20 protein-coding genes are annotated in these 23,417 nt (G+C 57.1%); 10 read left to right on the top strand and 10 right to left on the bottom strand.

The window, feature by feature from the left end:
* The first annotated feature begins 15 nt into the window (after positions 1 to 15).
* The 4 genes from ACTJJ1_RS15490 (at position 16) to ACTJJ1_RS15505 (ending at position 6,943) form a co-directional block, all read left to right on the top strand.
* Positions 16 to 2,673: a beta-N-acetylhexosaminidase gene (locus ACTJJ1_RS15490; protein WP_440834352.1), complete on the top strand. Its 2,658-nt coding sequence runs from the start codon at positions 16 to 18 to the stop codon at positions 2,671 to 2,673.
* Positions 2,674 to 2,744: 71 nt separating this feature from the next.
* Positions 2,745 to 3,899, top strand: coding sequence for an MFS transporter (locus ACTJJ1_RS15495; protein WP_202290259.1), 1,155 nt, complete (start codon positions 2,745 to 2,747; stop codon positions 3,897 to 3,899).
* Between the two features lie 48 nt (positions 3,900 to 3,947).
* On the top strand, positions 3,948 to 4,979 hold the full coding sequence (galE, locus tag ACTJJ1_RS15500) for a UDP-glucose 4-epimerase GalE (protein ID WP_004949685.1): 1,032 nt from the start codon (positions 3,948 to 3,950) through the stop codon (positions 4,977 to 4,979).
* Between the two features lie 2 nt (positions 4,980 to 4,981).
* Positions 4,982 to 6,943, top strand: coding sequence for a glycosyltransferase (locus ACTJJ1_RS15505; protein ID WP_440834355.1), 1,962 nt, complete (start codon positions 4,982 to 4,984; stop codon positions 6,941 to 6,943).
* A 206-nt stretch (positions 6,944 to 7,149) separates the two neighbouring features.
* On the opposite strand, the gene fur is transcribed toward ACTJJ1_RS15505, so the two are convergent.
* The 4 genes from fur to ybfF all read right to left on the bottom strand — a co-directional run bounded on the left by fur (position 7,150) and on the right by ybfF (position 10,005).
* A complete protein-coding gene (gene fur, locus ACTJJ1_RS15510; RefSeq protein WP_004949689.1) occupies positions 7,150 to 7,596 on the bottom strand; it encodes a ferric iron uptake transcriptional regulator in 447 nt (148 codons plus the stop codon).
* 322 nt (positions 7,597 to 7,918) lie between these two features.
* On the bottom strand, positions 7,919 to 8,458 hold the full coding sequence (gene fldA, locus ACTJJ1_RS15515; protein ID WP_004949690.1) for a flavodoxin FldA: 540 nt from the start codon (positions 8,456 to 8,458) through the stop codon (positions 7,919 to 7,921).
* A gap of 229 nt (positions 8,459 to 8,687) precedes the next feature.
* Positions 8,688 to 8,975, bottom strand: coding sequence for a LexA regulated protein (gene ybfE, locus ACTJJ1_RS15520; protein ID WP_004949692.1), 288 nt, complete (start codon positions 8,973 to 8,975; stop codon positions 8,688 to 8,690).
* 256 nt (positions 8,976 to 9,231) lie between these two features.
* Positions 9,232 to 10,005 (bottom strand): esterase, encoded by a 774-nt coding sequence (gene ybfF, locus ACTJJ1_RS15525; RefSeq protein ID WP_440834358.1) that lies wholly within the window; start codon positions 10,003 to 10,005, stop codon positions 9,232 to 9,234.
* A gap of 287 nt (positions 10,006 to 10,292) precedes the next feature.
* On the opposite strand from ybfF, the gene seqA reads away from it, so the two are divergent.
* The 4 genes from seqA (at position 10,293) to ACTJJ1_RS15545 (ending at position 13,689) form a co-directional block, all read left to right on the top strand.
* Positions 10,293 to 10,832 (top strand): replication initiation negative regulator SeqA, encoded by a 540-nt coding sequence (gene seqA, locus ACTJJ1_RS15530; protein WP_004949696.1) that lies wholly within the window; start codon positions 10,293 to 10,295, stop codon positions 10,830 to 10,832.
* Positions 10,833 to 10,909: 77 nt separating this feature from the next.
* A complete protein-coding gene (gene pgm / locus ACTJJ1_RS15535) occupies positions 10,910 to 12,553 on the top strand; it encodes a phosphoglucomutase (alpha-D-glucose-1,6-bisphosphate-dependent) (RefSeq protein WP_006319960.1) in 1,644 nt (547 codons plus the stop codon).
* Positions 12,554 to 12,739: 186 nt separating this feature from the next.
* Positions 12,740 to 13,390: a PadR family transcriptional regulator gene (locus ACTJJ1_RS15540; protein ID WP_440834360.1), complete on the top strand. Its 651-nt coding sequence runs from the start codon at positions 12,740 to 12,742 to the stop codon at positions 13,388 to 13,390.
* Positions 13,390 to 13,689: a DUF3861 domain-containing protein gene (locus ACTJJ1_RS15545; protein WP_004949705.1), complete on the top strand. Its 300-nt coding sequence runs from the start codon at positions 13,390 to 13,392 to the stop codon at positions 13,687 to 13,689. The genes ACTJJ1_RS15540 and ACTJJ1_RS15545 overlap by 1 nt, the downstream gene beginning before the upstream one ends.
* A gap of 27 nt (positions 13,690 to 13,716) precedes the next feature.
* Here the strand turns inward: ACTJJ1_RS15545 and kdpE are convergent, their stop codons facing one another.
* The 6 genes from kdpE to ACTJJ1_RS15575 form a co-directional block, all read right to left on the bottom strand.
* Positions 13,717 to 14,406 carry a two-component system response regulator KdpE gene (kdpE, locus tag ACTJJ1_RS15550; RefSeq protein ID WP_004949708.1) on the bottom strand — a complete coding sequence of 230 codons (690 nt, stop codon included), beginning with the start codon at positions 14,404 to 14,406 and terminating at the stop codon, positions 13,717 to 13,719.
* 18 nt (positions 14,407 to 14,424) lie between these two features.
* A complete protein-coding gene (gene kdpD / locus ACTJJ1_RS15555; protein WP_122289278.1) occupies positions 14,425 to 17,118 on the bottom strand; it encodes a two-component system sensor histidine kinase KdpD in 2,694 nt (897 codons plus the stop codon).
* 73 nt (positions 17,119 to 17,191) lie between these two features.
* Entirely contained in the window at positions 17,192 to 17,761 is a 570-nt protein-coding gene (gene kdpC, locus ACTJJ1_RS15560; protein ID WP_004949712.1) for a potassium-transporting ATPase subunit KdpC, read from the bottom strand.
* Between the two features lie 19 nt (positions 17,762 to 17,780).
* On the bottom strand, positions 17,781 to 19,850 hold the full coding sequence (kdpB, locus tag ACTJJ1_RS15565) for a potassium-transporting ATPase subunit KdpB (protein WP_004949714.1): 2,070 nt from the start codon (positions 19,848 to 19,850) through the stop codon (positions 17,781 to 17,783).
* A 27-nt stretch (positions 19,851 to 19,877) separates the two neighbouring features.
* On the bottom strand, positions 19,878 to 21,566 hold the full coding sequence (gene kdpA / locus ACTJJ1_RS15570) for a potassium-transporting ATPase subunit KdpA (protein WP_004949716.1): 1,689 nt from the start codon (positions 21,564 to 21,566) through the stop codon (positions 19,878 to 19,880).
* A complete protein-coding gene (locus ACTJJ1_RS15575) occupies positions 21,566 to 21,655 on the bottom strand; it encodes a K(+)-transporting ATPase subunit F (protein WP_004949718.1) in 90 nt (29 codons plus the stop codon). Before ACTJJ1_RS15575 ends, kdpA begins: the two co-directional genes overlap by 1 nt.
* A 444-nt stretch (positions 21,656 to 22,099) precedes the next feature.
* Here ACTJJ1_RS15575 and ACTJJ1_RS15580 point away from each other — a divergent pair, with 444 nt between their 5' ends.
* Both ACTJJ1_RS15580 and ACTJJ1_RS15585 read left to right on the top strand, forming a co-directional pair.
* Positions 22,100 to 22,306, top strand: coding sequence for a YbfA family protein (locus ACTJJ1_RS15580; protein WP_004949720.1), 207 nt, complete (start codon positions 22,100 to 22,102; stop codon positions 22,304 to 22,306).
* 143 nt (positions 22,307 to 22,449) lie between these two features.
* Positions 22,450 to 23,406: a YbgA family protein gene (locus tag ACTJJ1_RS15585; protein WP_440834365.1), complete on the top strand. Its 957-nt coding sequence runs from the start codon at positions 22,450 to 22,452 to the stop codon at positions 23,404 to 23,406.
* Positions 23,407 to 23,417 lie beyond the last annotated feature (11 nt).

The following is a 23,417-nucleotide window of genomic DNA, read 5'->3' on the forward strand; positions in this document are numbered from 1 at the left end:
AGGATGATGTTAACGATGAACAAATTTAAATTGAACGCGCTTGCTGCCCTGACGGCGACCGTTGGATTGTTTGGCGGCGTGGGGAACGCAATGGCCGATCAACAGCTGGTGGATCAACTGAGCCAGTTAAAACTGAATTTAAAGATGGTGGACAACCGCGCGGCCGACAGCGGCCTGGGCTGTGGCAAGCTGGGTGCCGACTGGGCGGCCTGCAATAAAGTCGTGATCAGCCTGACCAACGATAATCAGGACATTAAAGGCCAAGACTGGGCGATTTATTTTCACAGTGCCCGCCAGACCATGAGAGTGGATAACGACCAGTTTAGGGTCTCTCATTTGACCGGTGATCTGTACAAATTGGAGCCGACCGATAAATTTACCGGGTTCCCGGCCGGTAAAACGGTGGAAATTCCGATTATTGCGGAATACTGGCAGCTGTTTAAAACCGACTTCGTGCCGCGCTGGTACGCGACCTCCGGCGATGCCAAGCCAAAAGTTCTGGTTAATACCGATACCGAAGATCTGAATCAGTTCGTTGCGCCTTTTACCGGCGACCAGTGGAAGCGCACCAAGGATGACAACAATATCCTGATGACGCCGGCCTCCCGTTTCACTAAAAACGCCGAGCTGAAAACCTTACCGGCAGCATCGCTGCGTGGCCAAATCGTGCCGACGCCGCTGGAAGTGAAAGTGCACCCGCAGGATGTGGATCTGAGCAAAGGCGTGGCGCTTGAACTGAGCGCGTTGAGCAAGCCTGCTGCCGACGCGGCGGCTGAACGCTTTGCGCTGCTGGGGGTGACCAACAATGCGGGCGGTTATCCAATCAAAACCGATATCCAGCCGGGTAAATTTAAAGGTGAGCTGGCGGTGCCGGGCGCTTATGAGCTGAAGATTGGCAACAAGGAAGCGCGGGTCATCGGCTTCGATCAGGCCGGGGTGTTCTATGGCCTGCAGTCTATTTTGTCGCTTGTCCCGACAGACGGCAGCGCCAATATTGCCACGCTGGACGCTAAAGATGCGCCGCGCTTCCAGTATCGCGGCATTTTCCTCGACGTAGCGCGCAACTTCCACCAGAAGGATGCGGTGCTGCGTTTGCTCGATCAGATGGCGGCTTACAAACTCAATAAATTCCACTTCCACCTGAGCGATGACGAAGGCTGGCGCATCGAGATCCCGGGCCTGCCGGAGTTGACCGAAGTAGGGGGACAACGTTGTCACGACCTGAGCGAAACCACCTGCCTGCTGCCGCAATACGGCCAGGGGCCCGACGTGTATGGCGGGTTCTTCTCGCGTCAGGATTACATCGACATTATCAAATACGCCCAGGCGCGCCAGATTGAGGTGATCCCGGAAATCGATATGCCGGCGCATGCCCGTGCGGCGGTGGTTTCGATGGAGGCGCGCTACAAAAAGCTGCATGCCGTCGGGAAAGAGAAAGAGGCCGACGAGTTCCGTCTGGTAGACCCGACCGATACCTCAAATACCACCTCGGTACAGTATTTTAACCGTCAGAGCTACCTGAATCCGTGTCTGGACTCATCCAAGCGCTTTGTCGACAAGGTAATCGGCGAGATTGCCCAGATGCACAAAGAGGCAGGGCAGCCGCTGCGCACCTGGCACTTTGGCGGCGATGAGGCGAAAAACATTCGCTTGGGCGCGGGCTATACCAATCTGACCAAGCCGGAGGCGGGCAAAGGCATTATCGATCAGAGCAAGGAAGACAAACCTTGGGCGAAATCTCAGGTGTGCCAAGCGATGATTAAAGAAGGCAAAGTGGCCGATATGGAGCACCTGCCAAGCTATTTCGGGCTGGAAGTCAGCCAACAGGTGAAGGCGCACGGCATTGACAGAATGCAGGCCTGGCAGGATGGCCTGAAAGATGCGAAAGACGCCAAGGCATTCGCTACCCAACGCGTTGGGGTGAACTTCTGGGATACCCTGTATTGGGGCGGTTTCGATAGCGCGAACGATTGGGCGAACAAAGGTTACGAAGTTATCCTTTCCAACCCGGATTACGTCTACATGGACTTCCCGTATGAGGTGAACCCGGACGAACGCGGCTACTACTGGGGAACTCGCTTCAGCGACGAACGGAAAATGTTCAGCTTCGCGCCGAACAACCTGCCGCAGAACGCCGAAACCTCGGTTGACCGCGACGGCAATCACTTTACCGCCAAGAGCGACAAGCCGTGGCCGGGCGCTTACGGCATCTCCGCGCAGATGTGGAGTGAAACCCAACGCACCGATCCGCAAATGGAATACATGATTTTCCCTCGCTCACTGTCGGTGGCCGAACGCGCATGGCACCGCGCCGGTTGGGAACAGGATTACCGGGCGGGACGTGAGTATAAAGGCGGGGAAACCCATTTTGTCGACGGCAAGCAATTGGATCGGGACTGGCTGCGTTTTGCCAATATCCTGGGGCAGCGCGAGTTGGCGAAACTGGACAAGGGCGGGGTGAGCTATCGCTTGCCGGTTCCGGGCGCCCGCGTGGTGGGCGGCAAGCTGGAAGCCAATATTTCGCTGCCGGGCCTGGGCATTGAGTATTCCATCGATGGCGGCAAACATTGGCAGCGTTATGACGGCAAAGCCAAACCTGCGGTAGCCGGCGACGTGCAGATTCGGGCGGTAAGCCCGGATGGCAAGCGTTATAGCCGTGCAGAGAAAGTGTAAGCCTTAACCGTGGCCCGTCTGATTGCAGGCGGGCCATTTTTTTCAACGGTAACGTTCGGCGGTAATCAATCATGAATTCGATACGGCTGACGTTTCTGGTCGTCGCTTTTTGCTCCGGTATTGCCGGCGCACTGCAAATACCGACGCTGAGCCTGTTTCTTACTACTGAAGTGCAGGTCACGTCGTTATGGGTCGGGCTTTTTTACGCGGTTAACGCCGGCACGGGCATCGTGGTCAGTTTCTTGCTGGCAAAAAAATCAGATCGCCGGCGTGATCGGCGCAATCTGATTTTAATCTGTTATTTATTGGCTGCGGGCAACTGCCTGCTGTTTGCGTTTAACCGCAATTATTTGACGTTAATTACGGCAGGCGTGTTGTTAACCGCTATCGCCAATACGGCGATACCGCAATTATTTGCCCTGGCGCGTGAATATGGAGAGAAAACGTCGCATAACGTGGCGATGTTTAGCGCAATGATGCGCGCCCAGCTTTCGCTTGCCTGGGTCTTTGGTCCGCCATTGGCTTTTATGCTGGTGATGAATTACGGCTTCACGGCCATGTTTATTTTTGCCGCCGGCCTATTCTTGTTGGTCACGCTGCTGGCTTGGTGGATATTGCCCGGGGTGGTGCGAGCCGAAGAGGGCAACGTTGATATTGATCCGCCGTTGCGGCAAAAAGGGGCCTTCGATAAAGACGTTGGCCTGCTGTTTTGCGCCTCGGTATTGATGTGGACCTGCAGCGCCATGTATTTGATCGACGTGCCGCTGTATATCACCGCCGGGCTGGGCCTGCCGCATAGCCTGACCGGTTGGGTCATGGGGCTTGCCGCCGCAGTCGAGATCCCGATCATGATTCTGGCCGGACGTTATGTGAACACAATAGGCAAACGCCCGATGATGGCGGGGGCCATGGTGGCCGGCATTGTGTTTTACGCCGGCATGTTGTGGTTTACCTCGGCCGGCGGATTGCTGGCTTTACAGGTGTTTAACGCGATATTTATCGGCATTATCGCCACCGTCGGCATGCTGTATTTTCAAGATCTGATGCCGGATCGGGCGGGAATGGCCACCACGTTGTTTACCAACAGTATTTCAACCGGCGTGATCCTGGCCGGAATATTACAAGGTTTTCTGACCGAATATGGGCCGCACTTCTCCGTTTATTTGTTAGCCGTAGTACTGCTTTTAATTGCTTTGCCCGTGGGGGGGAAAGTCCGGGAAGTTTAGTAGTTTCTGAGTGAGTCGTTTATTTTTAAACACAAACAAGGATACATGATGGCTATATTAGTGACGGGCGGTGCCGGTTATATCGGTTCGCATACGGTATTGGCATTGCTGGAAAGGGGAGAGGAGGTTGTCGTGTTGGACAATTTGTCCAACAGTTCGCCGGAGTCGTTGTTTCGGGTAGAGAGGCTGACCGGTAAAAAAGTGATTTTCTATCAAGGGGATATTCAAGAACATCATTTACTGGATCACCTCTTTCGCCAGCATGATATTCAGGCGGTTATTCATCTCGCCGGGTTGAAGTCGGTTCGAGAATCTACCGAGGAGCCGCTGAAATATTATCAAAATAACATTTCCGGCTCGCTGATTGTGTTGGACAGAATGCGCCATGCCGGTGTTCGGAAATTTATTTTCAGCTCTTCCGCCACCGTTTACGGGCCGGCGGAATATACCCCGCTCACGGAGAGTTGCCGCGTCGGGCAGACGACGAATCCTTATGGCACCTCCAAGTTTATTGTGGAACAGATTTTGGCGGAGTTTGCCAGAACCGCACCGCAGATGGCGATCACCGCGCTACGTTATTTTAACCCGGCCGGGGCGCACGAGTCTGGTTTGATCGGTGAAGATCCCGCAGGCATTCCCAATAATCTTCTGGCTTATCTGGCACAGGTGGCTATTGGCAAACTTGCGGTGTTGCCGGTGTATGGCAACGACTATCCCACCAGCGATGGCACCGGGGTACGTGATTATATTCACGTGATGGATCTGGCCGAAGGGCATTTGAAAGCGCTGGATAATCTGCGACCGGGTTTTAACGTGTATAACCTGGGCACCGGCAAAGGCTATTCGGTGCTGGAGATTATCCAGGCATTTGAACGCGCCTGCGGATTTAAAATCGCCTATCAAATTAACCCGCGCCGTGCAGGAGATATTGCCGAGTGTTGGTCTGATCCGACGCTGGCGGCGGAAAAATTAGGCTGGAAAGCCAAAAGAAGCCTGGAAAAAATGGTTCGCGACGCCTGGCATTGGCAGAGCAAGAATCCACAGGGATACGGCCATTGTACACCGCTGGTGGGAGGCTGACGATGAAGCTTGATGACGAGCATTTGGGATTGATGCAGCATGAGCTGTTTCGTGCCGACTATGAGGCCTGGATCAATAACCTGAAGTTAGCGTTCGTGAAATCTCAGCGCCAGCGTTCCCCGGCGTTGCTGGAACAGTACCGGCGTGGGGTCAGCCAGCTGCGGGCGTGGCTGGTTGAGCAAGGGCGTTTATTCGATGCCGCGCAGTGCTCCTCGTTGTTCTGCGTTCCTACTCGTCCGCTGGCCGCGCAGGAAAAATTGCTGCACCGCATTTGGTTGGGCGGTGCGATTCCCGACGATGCCAGAGAGGTTATTTCCCAATGGGGAGATGCGCAGCAGGCTGTTCGCAACACAACCGCCGACGAATGGGTCGGGATGTTGTGGGTATGGGATGCGCGGCAACTCAAAAATGAGGCGTACTTTTCCCCAGCTTCGGAAGTGAAAGGCGGTCTGCTGGGGGAGTTCGATGCCGGCAACCACCGGTTGCAGGTGCATTCGCTGAGCGAACTGGCGCAAAAAAGGGTCGGCGGTAACCTGGATTTTATCCACGCGCTCCATGATAAGCGCTATTACGCCACGCTTTCTGACTACTTTCGCTTTTTGATCCTGATTGAAATGGGCGGAATGTATATGGATATCGACACTCTACCGCACCGTTCGGCGACGTTTTTCCTGCTGAAACCCGAAGTGCCTGATTACCTTCAGTTTCTGCCCAATGGCGAGGTCAGCCACGTCAGCGGGTTGAATTTGTTTCTGGATGAAACCGGGATGATCATTGGCCGCAGCGGCGATAGGTCGCTGTGCAAAATATTGGCGGGTCTGGATCAGATCTATGCGGCGCAAAGCAGTGGCGTGCCGGATAAAAGCCCCCTTTATGAAAGAAGGCTGTTCGACGCGTTTTATCTGTTGTGGTGCCGCCACATCGGCAGGACTGTCCTTAGCCACGATAGTTTTTGCAAGGATCATGGGGTTCATTATGACGCTGTTCCGCAGGCGGTGACCTGTGGTATCCGCGGCATGCGCCTGTTGGAGGATGTGCTCACCAATGAGACGTTGCCGCTCGGGGAGGAGGAACTGCGCAGCTATCGACAGTGTATAAGCCGGCTGGAGCAGGTGGATTGGCAGCTTGAGCAACCGACGGATCTGGCGCGCCACGCGGAAATATTTACCGTCGATGAAGTGCCGCGCATGGCCTACCCGGCGCAGATAAGGTCCGATATCGATCACTACCATTACTATTCGGTGCTGTCCCATGACCGCGCGCTGGATCGGGTGAACCAGCTTTTTGGCGAGTATTTGATAGCCGATAACCGGCGGCAGATCGACGAGGGCAATTACTGGCGGTTAACCGTCGGAGCGGGCGATGCGGCATTGCCGCTAGCGCAGGGCGGGCTGCATTTTCTGCCGGGGCGGCAAGCTGGCGAAGCGGACAGGATCCGCATGGCGAAGCTGCTTTTTGCCACCAGCTACCTGGAATACTGCTCTGCCGGCAACCCGGCCGGGATGGATCTGGTATCGCTGCAGCAGGCGCAAAATATCGACCCCTATCTGGATCTGATTACCCTGGCTTACGATCGGTGCGGGGCGTTTATCGGATTTTTCACGGCGGCGAGTCTCGACGAGTTGTATGGCGTTGAGGCGAGCTATCTATATCGCGATGAAATAAAGCCGCTTGATGAGGCCTACGACGATTTTGTGCACAGCCAGTGCGGTGCGGACGATTACTTTGTCTGCAGCCTGGCCATCGAGAGCCGATTCCGCGGACAGGGCTATTTTACCCCCCTGTTTGCCCTGATTAAGCAGCAGGCGCAGCAGCGCCGGGCGAAACATATCGTGCTATGCGTATGGCAAAGCAGCGATGCCTGCCAAATCTACCTGAACAAAGGGTTTCGCGTTCGTGGCGTTTTCGACTATGCCTGGCCGATTTTCTTCGATCGGCTGCTGTTTCTTGAATATGCATTGTGACGAGTTTGCCCATCCGCGTGTCGGCGGGTGAGTTGACGGTGACGTGAGCGTCAGTGGGAAGTGAGAGAAGTACCGTGGAGAAGTGCCGCTGCAATTGTTGTCTTTCTGATGTGATTTTCCCCGGGCCTGTCCGGGGATTTTTTTGCCCTCATCTGGAGGCATAAAAAAACCGCCGTTAAGGCGGTTCTCAATACCGGTTTAGGGCATTATTTTTTGTCGTGCAAGGTGTCGTCTTCACGGCAATCACCGATTTCACAGTGACCATACAGGTAGAGGCTATGGTTGGTGAGCTTGATGCCGTGCTGCTTGGCGATATCACGCTGACGCACTTCGATAGACTCATCGCTGAATTCGATCACTTTGCCGCAATCCAGGCAAATCAGGTGATCGTGGTGATGTTGTTGGGTCAATTCGAACACGGACTTGCCGCCTTCGAAGTTGTGACGGGTCACAATCCCGGCATCATCAAACTGGTTCAGTACGCGGTAAACCGTCGCCAGGCCAATTTCTTCGCCCATGTCGATCAGTTTTTTGTACAAATCTTCCGCACTGACGTGATGGCATTCCGGATTTTGCAGTACTTCCAGGATTTTGAGTCGCGGAAGCGTGACTTTTAGGCCGGCCTTCTTCAATGCGGTGTTGTTGTCAGTCATGCGGATTCAGTCCTGTTACTATGCTAATCAAGTTGAGGCATTCTTGCCTGTGGCATCGGTCGGCACAAAGAGTTAATTGCGTGTCATTATAGAACCGGTTGCCCTAAATGGAAACCGCCGGTTGTTAACAAAGATATCATGGCACAATTGCATGTTACACACGCAACGTCTTGATGGATGGGATAAACCGATATCTCAGTCTACCTTGACGATGTGGGAAGTTACAAACATGTAGCTTCTATTGCAGAAATCCGTGCTACCGATGAACGGCCCTGCTGGCAACACTATGCACTTTGCAGGGCTTTTGTTCAACCTTTGAGGGTTAGCCGACGATATCGGCCAGGCTCAGTTCTTCGCTGATCTGCTTCACCCAGGCTGCGACGCGTTCGTTGGTCAATTCCGGTTGACGATCTTCGTCAATCGCCAGGCCGATGAAGAAATTGTCATCCGCCAACCCTTTCGATGCTTCGAAGTGGTAACCCTTGGTCGGCCAGTGGCCTACAATCGCGGCGCCGCGTGGCTCGATGATGTCGCGGATGGTGCCCATCGCATCACAGAAATATTCCGCATAGTCTTCCTGATCGCCACAGCCGAACAGCGCAACCAGCTTGCCGTTGAAATCGATTTCTTCCAGCGTCGGGAAGAAGTCATCCCAATCGCACTGGGCTTCGCCGTAGTACCAGGTAGGAATACCCAACAGCAGAATGTCGAAAGCTTCCAGATCCTCTTTGCTGCTTTTGGCGATGTCGCGGATTTCCGACACCTCTTTGCCAAACTGCTGCTGAAGAATTTTCTGGATCATCTTGGCAATGTTTTCGGTATTGCCAGTGTCGCTGCCAAAGAAAATGCCTACATTAGCCATATCGCGTATAACCTTTAAATTCAATTAATTGCATTGCACGATGTTAGCGTTGAACGCGATAACACCGATTAAAATGATGACATGGCAAGAATCTGCCTCTTACCGGTAAGTGCGTATCATGCCAGAGATTTACCCCGGGGTTTTATCGCGTTTATGCGATGCCGGGAGGAATAAAACGGTGTTGATCGGTGTCATCCATAACACCGCGCCGCATGTGCGGCTGCAAAGATCAATGTTCCGGCTGTTCATCCGCCAGTTGTGCCAGCAGCATTTGCTCAATAAGCTCGCTGCGGCTGATATTGCGCTGTTCCGCCAGTTTGTTCAGGGCGTCCACCGCATCCGCGTTGATTTTCAGTTCCACACGCCGTAAGCCACGGACTTTATCGCGTCGAAGCTGATTACGCTTATTGATTCTAAGCTGTTCATCTCGGGATAGCGGGTTGGTTTTCGGGCGCCCCGGACGGCGTTCATCTGCGAACAGATCCAGCGTCGTGCGATCCGTTTGTTCTTTTGCCATAGGTAGCGGTACTGCAAGGGAGTTTGCATCAAAAAGCGTATACGCTTCCGGACGGTTCGGTTAACACACTTCGGGCCAATAAACCCTAACCCAAATTTACCCCCAGCCTGGCGTTACTGAACACGCTGAGCAGGGCGGCAAAATTATAGCGCGCCATATTACCCCAGCAGATAGAGCAACGACAATGTTTAACTGAGCCGAAAACGCGCTAAGCCGTTATCTTTAGCGCGTTTTTTCGCCAGAGGGCGGTTTTTATTCAGGCTTCGTCGAGAAAACGGTGGATGGCGCGCAGTACCGCCTCCGGTTTTTCCGCGTGAACCCAGTGGCCTGTGCCGGCAACCACGTGCGCTCGCGCCTGCGGGAACTGACGCGCGATATCTCCACGGTAGCTGTCTTGCACATAGGGCGACAGGCCGCCGCGGATAAACAACGTCGGGTGCGGCCATGCGGGGACGTCTTGCCAGCCGGTGACGTTTTCGTATTGGTCGATCAGTACCGGCAGGTTAAAGCGCCACTCGCCCTGATGAAAGGACTTCAGCAGGAACTGGATCACGCCTTCTTCCTGCAGGTAGCTGCGCATCAACTCCGCGGCCTGCTGGCGTTGGGTGATGCCGGCCGCACTCACCGCTTTTAAGGCGGCGAAAATCTCGTCGTGGCGACGAGTGCGGTAATCCACCGGCGCCACGTCGATAACAATGAGCTTTTCAACCCGTTCGGGGGCGATCGCCGTCAGCGCCATTGCCGCTTTGCCGCCCATAGAGTGGCCGATCACAATCGCCTTCTCCAACTGCAACTCATCGAGCAGCGCCAGCAGGTCCTGCGCCATTTCCGGATAGGTCATTACCGCAGAACGCGGCGAAAGGCCGTGGTTACGCAGATCGACTTTAATCACGCTGTGCTGTTGATTCAGATCGCGCGCCAGCACGCCCAGGTTGTCCAGATTGCCGAACAGCCCGTGGATCAGCACGACCGGCAGGGCGGAGGAGTCGGTGGCCAACAGTTGATAATGTAATTTCATGGCGAAGTTCATACTGAGAGAGATTCAGATTAGGGTATCATGATTAAAACACACGACGAATATACCCGTCGCCTTTCAAGCTTCAGCCTTGTTGGCGGAAACTTGAAATCCATAGGGTATAATAACTCGGATTTTTCTTGTTTCGGGCTTGGCAGCGCCGGCTATAGGTATTAGTCTGCTTTTTCCGCCCGCAGGCACATAGTTGTGTTCGCCCTTGCGCTTTTAACCTTATAATCCCATGGCTTGAATGCAGGATCTGGCTTCAGGTTCTAAGTAGAAAAAAACAGTACTGGATAAAGATGAAAACTATTGAAGTCGACGAAGAGCTTTACCGTTATATTGCCAGCCACACGCAACATATTGGTGAGAGCGCGTCCGATATTTTGCGCCGTATGTTGAAGTTTACCGCAGGCCAGCCATTGCGCGCCGCACCTGCCGCCAGTGCTCAGAGCGCCGAGCAGGAAAAAGTCGCCGCCGCGCAGCGTCCTCGCGATCGCGTACGCGCGGTGCGCGAGCTGCTGCTGTCGGACGAATATGCCGAGCAGAGCAGAGCCGTGAATCGTTTCATGCTGGTTCTTTCGACCCTGTATACCCTCGATGCGGCGGGCTTTGCCGCAGCTACCGATGCATTGCATGGTCGTACCCGCACCTATTTTGCCGGCGATCAACAAACCCTGCTGGCGAACGGAACGCATACCAAGCCAAAGCACGTTCCGGGTACGCCTTACTGGGTGATCACCAATACCAACACCGGTCGTAAACGCAGCATGGTTGAACACATCATGCAGGCTATGCAGTTCCCTGCGGAACTGACAGATAAAGTTTGCGGCACTATCTAATTTAGCGAACAGCCCGTCATGGTGGCCGTGAGCGACATATTGCCCGGTTGCCGGACAGGGAATAGGGAGATATGTCGATGGCGAATAACCCACGTGCCGGGCAGCCGGCTCAGCAAAGCGATTTGATCAACGTGGCCCAGCTGACGTCGCAGTACTATGTACTGCAGCCGGAAGCGGGCAACGCCGCACACGCGGTGAAGTTCGGTACTTCAGGGCATCGCGGCAGCGCCCTGCGCCACAGCTTCAATGAAGCCCATATCCTCGCTATCGCCCAGGCGATTGCCGAAGTGCGTCGCCAGCAAGGGGTTACCGGCCCTTGTTACGTCGGTAAAGACACCCATGCGCTGTCGGAGCCGGCCTTCATTTCTGTGCTGGAAGTCCTGACCGCCAACGGCGTAGATGTGATCGTGCAGGAAAATAACGGCTTTACGCCAACCCCTGCGGTATCTCATGCCATTTTGTGCCACAACCGCAACGGCGGGGCGCAGGCCGACGGCATCGTCATTACCCCTTCGCACAACCCGCCTGAAGACGGCGGCATCAAGTATAACCCGACCAACGGCGGCCCGGCCGACACCAACCTGACCTCGGTGATTGAAAAGCGCGCCAACGAGCTGCTGGCGCAACAGCTGAAAGGCGTTCAGCGCCAGTCGCTGGACAAAGCCTGGAACAGCGGTCATTTGCACGCGCAGGATTTGGTACAACCTTATGTGGAAGGGCTGGTGGACGTGGTTGACATGCCCGCCATTCAGCGTGCCGGCCTGAAATTGGGGGTTGATCCGCTGGGCGGCTCCGGCATTGCCTACTGGCAGCGCATTGCCGAGCACTACAAGCTGGATCTGACGCTGGTCAACGACTCTATCGATCAGACCTTCCGCTTTATGCACCTGGACCACGACGGCATTATCCGCATGGACTGCTCGTCGGAATCTGCGATGGCCGGCCTGCTGGCGCTGCGCGACAAGTTCGATCTGGCGTTCGCCAATGACCCGGACTACGATCGTCACGGCATCGTCACGCCTAAAGGCCTGATGAACCCGAACCACTATCTGGCCGTTGCCATCAACTACCTGTTCCAGCATCGCCCGCAGTGGGGCGCGGATGTGGCCGTGGGTAAAACGCTGGTTTCCAGCGCGATGATTGACCGCGTAGTGGCCGATCTGGGCCGCAAACTGGTGGAAGTGCCGGTCGGTTTCAAATGGTTTGTCGACGGTCTGTTCGACGGCAGCTTCGGCTTTGGCGGTGAAGAAAGCGCCGGGGCTTCGTTCCTGCGTTTCAATGGCACCCCGTGGTCGACCGACAAAGACGGCATCATCATGTGCCTGCTGGCGGCGGAAATCACCGCAGTGACTGGCGAAAATCCGCAGAATCATTACGAGGATCTGGCCAAGCGTTTCGGCGCACCGAGCTATAACCGCATTCAGGCACCGGCTACCCATGCGCAAAAAGCCGCATTGGCCAAGCTGTCGCCGGAAATGGTCAAGGCCAACACGTTAGCGGGTGACCCGATCACCGCTCGTTTGACGGCGGCTCCGGGCAACGGCGCCTCCATCGGCGGCCTGAAAGTGATGACCGACAACGGCTGGTTTGCCGCACGTCCTTCAGGTACCGAAGAAGCCTACAAAATCTATTGCGAAAGCTTCCTGGGGGCCGAGCACCGCGAAAAGATCGAGCATGAAGCGGTAGAGATCGTCAGCGAAGTGCTGGCTTCCGCCAAATAATCTCTTTTCTGCCTGATGAAAAGCGCTGTTTTTACAGCGCTTTTTTTATGCCTGCAATTTAGATATATCTATTTACAAAGACCCGTTGCACATTTCGATATATCGATCTAGATTAGATATATCGAAGTGAGTTAGATATATCTAAATCACCTCGTCAACTGACTATTCATTGAGAGGTAAAACCCTATGTTCCATCGATTAGGTTTACACCGCCGTCATGGTTGCCACCATGACGGCGAAGAAGGGCACGAACATCGTCGTCGCGGCGGGCGCCACCATTTTGGCGGCGAGCACGGCGAAGAACACGGACGTGGTGGGCGCGGCGGCCGTGGTGGGCGTCACCGCATGTTTGAACATGGCGATTTGCGGTTGGTGTTGCTGGCGCTGGTGGCGCGCAAGCCGAGCCACGGCTATGAGCTGATCAAGGCGATCGACGAGGCTTCCTCCGGTTTGTACGTGCCAAGTCCAGGCGTTATTTATCCGACCCTGACGCTGTTGGAAGAGCAGGATTTCCTCGAGCCGATAACCACCGGTAACGGCCGCAAAAGCTACCAAATCACCGCGTTGGGCCAGAGCGAACTGCAAAAACACCAGGCCGCCGTCGATCCGATCCTTGCCCGTTTGGCCGGGGCCGGCCGCAGTCATCATCATCACGGCAACCTGGCGGAAGGTATCTCAGAAGCCATGAACCGCCTGCGCAGTTTGCTGCGCGGCAACGTAATGCGCGCCGATCTCTCGCCGCAGCAGGTTGAACGTATCAATCAGGCGTTGCTCACTGCAGTAACGGCGATCGAAAGTGAAATGAACATTAACACGACAACGCAGGAGAACGACTGATGCCAGGCCACCGTTTCCGTATCACCGTTGAAGCCCTTAACGATCGCAAAGGCGATCCGGTCGATAAAGCGCCGTTGAGTTTTGAAGTGGAAAATCACGACGATATTCTCGGCATCGTCGAGCGAATCAAATCGCGTGAAGATCTGAATTTTGGCGAAGATAAAAGTGCGGCCTTCGCCGTCGGCCTGAAGCTGTTTTCGGAGGTGATGATCGAGAACCGCAAGCATCCGGTGTTCGCACCGCTGCGCGAGGCGTTCAAGGAGTTCATGATGGGGTTGAAGAAGGGCCCACAACAGTAGGGGAGCCGCATGCGGCTCCCGTCAACCTCAAGGCATAAACCGGTACCCGACGCCGGTCTCGGTCAGCAGGTGTTTCGGCCGGGCCGGGTCGGCTTCCAGCTTTTGCCGCAGGTGCCCCATATAAATGCGCAGATAGTGGCTGTGTTCGACGTAGTTCGGCCCCCAGACGTGGCTCAGCAACTGACGTTGGGTGATCACTTTGCCGGAGTTGGCCAGCAATTCGGCCAGCAGGCGAAACTCTATTGGCGTCAGGTGCAGATCTTCGCCATTGCGCAGCACCCGACGGTTGATCAGATCGACGGTGATTTCGGAAAAACTGACCAGCGGGCTTTCTTGTTGGCTGCCGGAGTGGCGGCGCAAGGCAACCCGCACCCGCGCCAGCAATTCGCCAATGCCAAAGGGCTTGCTGAGATAGTCGTCCGCCCCGGCGTCCAGTGCGGCGATTTTGTCCTCTTCGGCATTGCGCGCCGAGAGAACGATCACCGGAATGGCGCTCCACTGCCGCAGATCGCGGATATAGCTCAACCCGTCGCCGTCCGGCAACCCTAAATCGAGAATAATCAGATCCGGTTTACGCGTGCCGGCTTCAATCAGCCCACGCTGTAGCGTCTCGCTTTCAAACACCCGCAGACCTTCGCTTTCCAATGCGATGCGCACGAAACGCCGGATCTCTTTTTCATCTTCGACAATCAGAATGTTGGTTGGCGTGCTGCTCACAGTGCTCCCAGAGGGTGATTACAGATCAAAGGATTCGCCGTCAATTTCGGGCGGTTTCTCCAGCGGAAGAACAAAACGGAAACTGGCGCCGCCGTTGGCGCCGTTTTCCGCCCAGATGCGGCCGCCGTGCACTTCAATAATGGCACGGCAAATCGCTAACCCCAACCCCACGCCGGGGATTGCCGACTCTTTATTGCCGCGGGCGAATTTATCGAAAATCAGCTGTTTTTTCCCTTCGGGAATGCCGGGGCCATTGTCCCAGACTTCGACTTCCAGCCACTCCGGCAGAGTATGGGCGCGAATGCCGATAATAGCATCGATGCCGGCGTATTTATTGGCGTTTTCCAACAGGTTAGTGAAGACGCGTTCCAGCAGGCTGCCGTCGCAATTGACCAGCACCAGCTCAGGCGGCAGCTCGACCTTGATCTGGTGTTGGGTCAGCAGCGGCTCCAGCATGTGCAGCGATGCGCCGACGATCTCCTCCAGCGATTGCCACTCTTTCCGCAGGTTAAAGCCGCCGGACTGAATGCGCGCCATATCCAGCAGGTTATTCACCAGCCGGGTGGTGCTTAGCACCTGCTGGCGGATCTGGCTGGCCTGCGGCGCGTGACTGGAGCCTTCGGCCGCCAGATCGAGCGTCAAAATCTCCGCCTGGCCGAACAGCACCGTCAGCGGGGTGCGCAAATCGTGGGACAGCGCCGCCAACAGAGAGTTGCGCAGCTGTTCACGCTCGGCGTCCAGCTTGGCCTCCTCGGCGCTGCGCGCCAGGTGCAGCCGCTCCAGCGCGCTGGCGATCAGCACCGCAAAGGTCTGCAGCAGCCGCTGCTGCTCCGGCACCATCAACTGGCGCAGGTTGCCGGGTTCGATAGCCAACAGGCCGAAGGTCTGCTTCGAGGCGGTTAACGGCAGCAGTTGATAAGGCACACCGGGCAGGGTGTCGGTGCCGGCGCCGGCCGGCATCCCCTTGTCAAAGCTCCAGCGGGCAATGGCTTCATCCACCGACAACAAGCCTCCGGACTCGCCGACCATCTGTTGCAGCTTGCCGTCCTCTTGTGGCAGCAGCAGCACGGTTTTGGCCTGGAAGCTGCTGGAGAGGAAATGGCGGCTGGTTTTGGCGATATCTTCGGGGGTCAGCGCCTGGCTCAGACCGCGGGAAATCTCATACAGGTGGCGGGCTCGCTGTTCGCGGTAGCGGGCGACGCGAGCCTGATAGCGCACCCCGGCGGTCAGGTTGCCGATGGTAATGCCGACGATCAACATAACGCCGAAGGTCAGCAGATACTGCATATCGCTGACGGCAAACGACCATTGGGGTTGAACGAAAAACAGGTCAAAGCTGGCGACGTTGATCACCGCGGCCAGCACAGACGGCCAGCGGCCGAAGAACAACGCGACGATCGCCACGCCGAGCAGATACACCATCACCAGGTTAGCCTGGTCAAAGCCCGGCAGCAGCCACTGGGAGAGCAGGGTAATCAGGGCGCACAAGGCTACGGCGACGGCGCAGCCGCGCAATTGCATGCGCCACTTCTCGGTGAAATTACGGTTGTCATGCTCTTTACCGGGCTGTGCGAAGCTGTCGTTCTCCAGCGCGACGATCACCAAATCGAGATCCGGCCCCAGGCGGCCAAGACGATCGGCAAAGCTGCCGCGCAGTTTCCAACGCTGCTCGCCACGCCGGCCGATAATGATTTTGCCCAGGTTATGCTCGCGGGCGTAGCGCAGCACCGCACGTTCTTCGGAAGGATCGGACAGGGTGGCGGTTTCGGCACCCAGTTCCTGTGCCAGCCGCAATGCCCGCAGGATCGCCCGGCGTTGGTTTTCCGGCAGCCGGTGCAGCTTCGGCGTTTCCACATACACCGCATGCCAGTGGCAGCCCAGACGCGCCGCCAGCCGGGCGGCGATGCGCACCAGCTTTTCGTTGCCGCTGTTGTGGCCGACGCACAGCAAAATGCTGTCGCGGGTGTGCCACACTTTTTCTCGCCCCTGGGTATCGCGAAAGGCGCGCATTTGGTCATCGACCCGATCGGCGGTGCGGCGTAGCGCCAGCTCGCGCAGGGCGATCAGGTTGCCCTTGCGGAAGAAGTGCTCGATGGCGCGTTCGGCCTGGCCGGGGATATACACCTTGCCTTCATTTAGCCGCTGGCGCAGATCGTCCGGCGGCAGATCGACCAGCACCACTTCGGTCGCTTCGTCGAATACGTGATCGGGCACGGTCTCGCGTACCCGCACCCCGGTTACGCCGCCGACCACGTCGTTCAGGCTCTCCAGATGCTGCACGTTCACGGTGGTGAGCACGTCGATACCGGCGTCCAGCAACTCTTCTACATCCTGCCAGCGTTTCGGGTGACGCGAACCCTGGGCGTTGCTGTGCGCCAGTTCGTCCATCAGCACCAGCGCAGGATGGCGCGCCAGCGCGGCATCGAGATCAAACTCCTGCACCAGCCTGCCGCGATACTGGATACGCTTTTTCGCCAGCATGTCCAGCCCGGTCAGCAGCGCGGCGGTTTCGCTGCGCCCGTGGGTTTCGACTACGCCAACCAGCACGTCCAGCCCCTGGCCGCGCAGGCGCTGCGCTTCTTGCAGCATGGCGTAAGTTTTACCCACCCCGGCACAGGCGCCGAAGAACACCTTCAGCCGGCCGCGCGGTTTTTCATTGGCTACCGCGAGCAGGCTGTCAGGATCGGGGCGCTGCTGTTCTTCTTCGACCATTACAATTCCTTGCGTAACAAAGCAAAAATGGGTTCGGCAAGCCGAACCCTCTCACTATGCTGAATGCGGCGTATTACCGCAATGCGTCGAGCGCCAGGTTCAGTTTCAGCACGTTAACTACCGATTCGCCCATAAAGTTGGGGGTTGCCTGATCGGTGCTTTCGTCAATCAGCTTGGCGATCTGCTCCTGCGGCAGCTGGCGCGCTGCGGCAACCCTGGCCAGTTGATATTGTGCCGCAGCGATGGAAATCTGTGGATCCAGCCCGCTGGCGGAGGCGGTCAGCAGATCGACCGGGATCGGGCCTTTCGCCGCCGGATTGGCCTGACGCAACTGCACCGCACGTTCGGCGATGGCTTTATCCAGCGCCGGGTTGGTGGCGGCCAGATTGCTGCCGGCGGACGCCATGGCATTATAGGCTGAATCACCGGTGGCTGAAGGGCGACCCCAGAAATACTCCGGTTTGGTAAAGTTTTGGCCGATCAGTGCCGACCCCACCACCTTGTCGCCCTGATACAACAGCGAGCCGTTGGCCGCGCCGGAAAACAGCAACTGCGACAGCCCGGTGGTCAACAGCGGGTAGGCAATGCCGGTAATCAACGTCAGCAGAATCAGCATCACCAGCGAAGGACGTAAATATGACATGTTCATTTCCTCTTAATTCTTAACCGGCGATATGCAAGGCGACCAGGACCAGATCGATCAGCTTGATGCCGACAAAGGGCACCAGTAAGCCACCCACACCGTACATCCACAGGTTGCGGCGCAGCAGCGCTGCGGCGCTCATTGGCTTATAGCTCACCCCTTTCAGCGCCAGCGGGATCAGGAACACGATCACCAGAGCGTTGAAAATGACCGCCGACATAATGGCGGAAGCGGGGGAGTGCAGGTGCATCACATTCAGCGCGTTCAACTGCGGGTAGGTTGCCGCGAACGCCGCCGGGATAATGGCGAAATACTTCGCCACGTCGTTGGCGATACTGAAGGTGGTCAGCGAACCGCGCGTCATCAGCATCTGTTTACCGATATGCACCACTTCAATCAGTTTGGTCGGGTTGGAGTCCAGATCGACCATGTTGCCTGCCTCTTTGGCGGCCTGGGTGCCCGAGTTCATCGCCACCGCCACGTCGGCCTGCGCCAGCGCCGGGGCATCGTTGGTGCCGTCGCCGGTCATCGCCACCAGCCGGCCTTCCGCCTGGTACTGGCGGATTAAGGCCAGTTTGGCTTCCGGCGTGGCTTCCGACAGGAAGTCATCCACCCCGGCCTCGGCGGCGATCGCCGCAGCGGTCAAGGGGTTATCGCCGGTGATCATCACCGTTTTGATGCCCATTTTACGCAGCTCGGCGAAGCGCTCTTTAATGCCGCCCTTGACGATATCCTTCAGTGCCACCACGCCCAGCACCCGCGGCCCTTCGGCCACCACCAGCGGCGTACCGCCGGTACGCGCTACGCTAGCCACCAGTTCGTCCACCGCCTGCGGGAAGTGGCCCTGATTGGATTCCACATGGCGGCGAATGGCATCCACCGCCCCTTTACGGATCATGCGGTCCTGCACGTTGACGCCGCTCATGCGCGTTTGGGCGGAGAAGGGCACGAAGGTGGCGTTCAGCGCTTGCAGATCGCGCTCGCGCAGGTTAAAGCGCTGTTTGGCCAGCACCACAATGCTGCGGCCTTCCGGCGTTTCATCGGCCAGGGAAGACAACTGCGCCGCATCGGCCAGCTCCTGTTCCTTCACGCCAGGTGCAGGCAGAAACTCGGAGGCCTGACGGTTGCCCAGCGTGATGGTGCCGGTTTTGTCCAGCAGCAGCACGTCGACGTCGCCGGCCGCTTCCACCGCACGGCCGCTGGTGGCGATCACGTTTGCGCCCAGCATCCGGCTCATCCCCGCCACGCCGATGGCAGACAGCAGGCCACCGATAGTCGTTGGGATCAGACAGACCAGCAGCGCCACCAGCACGGTGATGCTGACGACTGACCCGCCTTTGGCGGCATCTACGCTGTATTGCGAGAACGGAAACAGCGTAGCGGTCGCCAGCACGAACACGATGGTCAGCGCCACCAGCAGAATGGTCAGTGCCACCTCGTTCGGGGTTTTACGCCGCTTGGCGCCTTCCACCATGGCGATCATCCGATCGAGGAAGGTTTCGCCCGGGTTGACGCTGCACTGCACCACCAGCCAGTCGGACAGCACGCGGGTGCCGCCGGTCACCGACGAGAAGTCGCCGCCGGATTCGCGGATCACCGGCGCAGACTCACCGGTAATGGCGCTTTCATCTACCGAAGCGCCGCCTTCCAGCACTTCACCGTCACAAGGGATGGTATCGCCGGCTTCTACCAGCACCACGTCACCCTTGCGCAGGCTTTCGGCGGACACTTTCTCGGTGGCGCCGTCACGGCGCGGCGCGGCCAATTTCTTCGCCCAACTGGTTTTCTTGGTGCCCCTCAGGCTTTCTGCCTGCGCTTTGCTGCGCCCCTCGGCCAAGGCTTCGGCAAAGTTGGCGAACAGCACGGTGAACCACAGCCACAGGGCGATACTGCCGGTAAAGGCGGCGCTGCCGTCGGTCTGTTTGGCCAGGATCGCCAGCCAGATGACGGTAGTCAAAATGCTGCCGATATACACCACGAACATCACCGGGTTACGCCATTGGGTGCGCGGATCCAATTTTTTCACCGCATCGATCAGCGCGGTACGGACCAATGCCGGTTCAAACAGTGCGCGTTGTTTGCGAGTCATTTCTTTATTCTCTCTCTATGACGTCTGTTAGTTTGCCAACCAGAGCTGCAGGTGCTCGGCCACCGGTCCCAGCGCCAACGCCGGTACGAAGGTTAATGCGCCCACCAGCAGCACGGTGCCGATCAGCAAGCCGATAAACAGCGGTCCGTAGGTCGGCAGGGTGCCGTTGCCCGCAGGCTGACGTTTTTTCGCGCACAGCGAACCGGCAATGGCCAGCACCGGCAGGATGACCCCGAAGCGGCCGACGAACATGGCGCATGCCAGCAGCAGGTTGTAGAACGGCGTGTTGACGCTCAAGCCGGCAAAGGCGCTGCCGTTGTTGTTGGCGGCGGAAGACAGGGCATACAGCACTTCGCTGAAGCCATGCGCGCCTGGGTTAAGGATGCCGGCGCGGCCTGCGTCGGTGGCGATGGCCAGCGCCGTGCCCAGCAACACCAGGGTCGGCGTGACCAGAATCGCCAGCGCGGTCATTTTCATGTCATAGACGTCGATCTTTTTGCCCAGGTACTCCGGCGTGCGGCCGATCATCAGCCCGGCGATAAACACCGTCAGCAGCACGAACAGCAGCATGCCGTACAGGCCGGAGCCCACGCCGCCGAATACCACCTCGCCAATCTGCATCAGCCACATCGGCACCATGCCGCCCAACGCGGTGAAGGAGTCGTGCATCGCGTTGACCGCGCCGCAGGAGGCTGCGGTGGTCACCACCGAGAACAGGCTGGTGGCGAGAATGCCAAAGCGAGACTCCTTACCTTCCATATTGATGTTGCTGTCGGCGCCCAGCGCGCTCAGATGCGGGTTACCGGCCAATTCGGCGAACATCACCACGACCACCGCCACCACGAAGATCAGCGCCATCGCCCAGATCAGCGCGTGTCCCTGACGGTTCTCACCGGCAACCTGACCGAAGGCAAAGCACAGTGCGCACGGGATCAGGAAGATCGCCAGCATCTGTACAAAGTTTGTCAGAACGGTCGGGTTCTCGAACGGATGCGCCGAGTTGGCGCCAAAGAAGCCGCCGCCGTTGGTGCCGAGCATTTTGATCGCTTCCTGCGAGGCTACCGGCCCCATCGGCAGCGTCTGCTGCGCGCCTTCCAGCGTAGTGGTGTGCAGATAAGGCAGGAAGTTTTGCAGCGTGCCCTGGCTGACGAAGAACAGCGCGATCAGCAGCGAAATCGGCAGCAGTACGTACAGCGTCACGCGGAAAATGTCGATCCAGGCGTTACCTATGGTGGCGCTGGAACGGCGGGTGAAGGCACGGATCAGCGCAAAGGCTACTGCGATGCCGGTGGCGGCGGACAAGAAGTTCTGCACGGCCAGCCCGGCCATCTGGCTGAGGTAACTGAGGGTGCTTTCGCCACTGTAAGCCTGCCAGTTGGTATTGGTGACAAAGCTGACGGCGGTATTGAACGCCAGATCCCACGACAACCCAGGGAAACCCTGCGGGTTAAGCGGCAGCGAGCCCTGGCCCATCAGCAGTGCGAACAGCAGTACCAGGCCAAGCAGGTTGAACCACAGGATCGCCAGCGCGTATTGCCACCAGTTCATCTCGGCGGTGTCATTGCCACAGCAGCGCCAGACGGTGGCTTCCACCTGGCGCAGGGCGGGCAGCGGTTCGCCTTCGATCAGGCGTGCCAAAAAGCTGCCTAAAGGCCGGGCCAGCAGCACAAGCACCAGCAGGAAGCTGGCAATCAGTAAAAAGGCTGAAGCTGCCATCAGAAATCCTCCGCATTGAACAGGGCATAAACCAGATAGCCCAACAGCAGCAGAACCAACAGCGCACCACCAATAACGCTGATACTCACAGGACACCTCCAGAGGTGTAGTTTTTGATACTGCGAGTGTAGGGAGGGCGGTAAAAAGAAGATGAAAAAATAGCGCTGGGCAGTGTAAAAAAAGTATAAAAATGGCTGAAATTACAGCGAAAAATGGCTTTTTAACGGCGGCTTTGTGATCGGGTGGCGCGTTTCAGCCTATGTTCTGCGCTGCCTGGGGAAGCGGTATGCGTAAACAGGCTGTAAATAACCATAATATAACCAATGGTTAGTTATCCATTAACTTTGTTGTAACAAAATTACGGGATGGCGCATTTATTTGCGATTTTTTGTACAATTTAGTGGTCGGATGAGTAGTAAACTTTCATTAGTTGCGCTAAAATTTTGCTCAGTTACCAAATTGTCGCATTTACATTGTCTACGCCAGCGCTGTTTTCAGAAAATCAACGGCCGGGCGTTTTTGAGGAGGTTCGCATGTCTACTTATCACGCTTATTCATTGCATCGGATTCTCCTGCGCCGCAGCGCAGTGATCCTGGCAGGGACTTTGGCTTTACCGGTTATGCTGTTCCGCAGCGACCGGGCACGTTTTTACAGCTATCTGCACCGCGTCTGGTCTAAAACCAGCGATAAGCCGGTCTGGCTGCAACAGGCGGAACTGGCGTCCTGCGATTTCTACTGATCGCAGCCAGCGTCCCCTGAAACCCTCGCCTCGCGGCGGGGGTTTTTTTATGGGCGCAGCCTGCCCATTACGCAGCTAACTGTCGTTTCCCTGCGTGAATTCCTCTACACTTTTAGCATTGTCCAGGATTGTAGGAGCAAATCATGAGTGACAAAATTCCGGTCGGGATCAGCGCCTGCCTGTTGGGCGACGCGGTGCGTTTTGATGGCGGCCATAAACGCCTGGCCTTTGCGGTGGAGCAACTGGCGCCCTATGTGCGTTTTGAATCGGTGTGCCCGGAAATGGCGATCGGTTTGCCCACCCCACGCCCGGCACTGCGGTTGAGCAAACAACAACATCCGTCGCCGGCGATGCGCTTCAGCAACGACGACAGCGTCGACGTGACCGACAAAATGCAGCGATTCTCCGAGCAACGCGTCGCGGAACTGGGGCATCTCTGCGGCTATATCGTTTGCGCCAAATCGCCGAGCTGCGGTATGGAGCGAGTGCGGGTTTACAGCGAAAACGGAAAAGAGTCGCGCAAAAACGGTGTCGGGCTATTCACGGCCGAACTGCTGCGCCAGATGCCCTGGCTGCCGGTAGAAGAAGACGGGCGGCTGAATGATGCCACCCTGCGGGAAAACTTTGTCGAGCGGGTTTACGCGCTGTATGAACTGAATATGTTGTGGCGCAAGGGGTTGACCCGTGGCGGGCTGATCGCTTTCCACAGCCGTTATAAGCTTTCGCTGCTGGCGCATTCGCAGCCGGAATACCGCGAACTGGGCCGTTTTGTCGCCGGTATCGAAAAGTGGGCGTCGCTGGAGGCATTCGCCATTGAATACCGCAGCCGCCTGATGAGGCTGTTGGCGCACAAGGCTACGCGCCGCAATCACACCAATGTGCTGATGCACGTGCAGGGGTATTTCCGCCGCCAGCTCAGTTCGGCTCAGCGGCAGGAGTTGGCGCAACTGATCGATCGTTATCGCCAGGGAATGCAGCCGCTGTTGGCGCCGATCACCCTGCTCAAACATTACATGGTCGAATACCCGGATCGCTATCTGGCCGATCAACGTTATTTCGAACCCTATCCCGAAGCGTTGCGTTTGCGTTACGGCCACTAACCGACGAGGAG

The sequence above is a fragment of the Serratia sp. 22264 genome, assembly GCF_052045345.1.
In the GTDB taxonomy this organism is placed as follows: domain Bacteria; phylum Pseudomonadota; class Gammaproteobacteria; order Enterobacterales; family Enterobacteriaceae; genus Serratia; species Serratia plymuthica.